This is a genomic window from Bacillus sp. LR--39 (assembly GCF_053613335.1).
In genome coordinates, this window is record NZ_JBSIOT010000110.1 from 1 (window position 1) to 1600 (window position 1600).

Below are 1600 nucleotides of genomic sequence, written 5' to 3' on the forward strand. Positions count from 1 at the left end.
TTGCGTCTGTACAAGGAACAAGCGGGGACGGCGGCGATATTTTGTATCGTGCCGGACTGCGAAATGAAATAAACGGTGTGCAGCTTGTCGGTTCTGGAAAAATGGTGCAAAACGGACGCGAGGTATATAAATGGGCCGCACGAACCGTCCCTGGCGAATTTGAACGGCTTTTACATAAAGCAGGACTCAGCTCTGATGATCTCGATTGGTTTGTTCCTCATAGCGCGAACTTGCGCATGATCGAGTCAATTTGTGAAAAAACACCGTTCCCGATTGAAAAAACGCTCACTAGTGTTGAGCACTACGGAAACACATCTTCGGTTTCAATTGTTTTGGCGCTTGATCTCGCAGTGAAAGCCGGGAAGCTGAAAAAAGATCAAATCGTTTTGCTTTTCGGGTTTGGCGGTGGATTAACCTATACAGGATTGCTTATTAAATGGGGAATGTAACAAAAAAAGAACTTGTTTCCAAGGAAACAAGTTCTTTTTCTTTATGAAGCCGGCTGTTCTTCTGATGTTTCTTCCTTCCGGCTTAACATTGTAAAGTAAGTAATGCTTAGTGCAATCATGACGAGGGCGATGCCGATTAAGACGCCGGCCATCTGCCACATGTAGCCAAAGTCACCGTTTGAAATGACTGCTCTGAATCCGTTAATGCTGTAGGTCATCGGCAATGCGCCATGGATGACCTGATAGAAATGCGGAAGCAATTCAAGCGGGAAGGTTCCTCCGCTCGCTCCCAGCTGCAGCACTAAAATAATGACTGCGATAAATCGTCCCGGGTTGCCCATCGTTGTAGCCAAAAATTGAATTATCGCTAGAAAAGCTAGACTCGTAATGATCGTAAACACGTAAAATCTCCACGTGCTCTCTACCTCGAGACCAATTCCCAATAGAAGAACCGTCGCCACAATCAATGATTGAATGATTCCTACAAGCATCATGACATTGAATTTGCTGAAGAACCACTCAAAACCATTTCTCGGACGCCCTGACGCTTCCTTCAGCGGGAAGACAACCGTCAGCATGATGCCGCCGACATATAAGCCCATTGACAGGATATAAGGTGTCAGCCCTGTTCCATAGTTAGGAACGGAATGAATGGCATCATCTTTGGTTTTAACCGGATCCGCAAACATGCCGTATGTTTGATCATCAGCATCGATATCTCCTGTTTGGTCAGCCGCATCCTTCAGCTTACTAGACAGCTCTCCTGTGCCGTCCAACAGCTTGCCTAAACCTGTATCAAGTGATGCAGATCCGTCTGCCAGTTTTGATGATCCGCTTTGGACCTGTTTAGACCCGTCTAACAGCTTAAACAATCCGCCGGATACTTGGCTGCTTCCTGTCACCAATTGCTCTGAGCCCGCTTTTGCTTTTGCGAACTGCTTATTATATTCACCGATGCCGGCTGTCAGTTTAGTTTGGCCATCTGTCACCTGCTGTGACGCATTGTATAATTTCTCAGATCCAGCAGTTAATTTGTCAATCGCGTCTTGAGTGGCTTTTGCGCCGTTATAAAGTTTAGAGGTAGCTTCCGGCAATGCCTTCACCTGGGCAACCTGCGCTTTCACATCTTCCAATGAGCTTTTTATCGTTGC

1 protein-coding gene and 1 pseudogene are annotated in these 1600 nt (G+C 46.4%); one reads left to right on the forward strand and one right to left on the reverse strand.

All coding sequences use genetic code 11. The features are described from left to right. Nucleotides 1-449: pseudogene (gene fabHB, locus ACWHAR_RS20840) on the forward strand (beta-ketoacyl-ACP synthase III FabHB); the annotation flags it as partial. Nucleotides 450-490: 41 nt separating this feature from the next. Here the strand turns inward: fabHB and ACWHAR_RS20845 are convergent. Beyond that, nucleotides 491-1600: YhgE/Pip family protein (locus ACWHAR_RS20845; protein ID WP_452087696.1), on the reverse strand; the 1110-nt coding region annotated here is incomplete at its 5' end.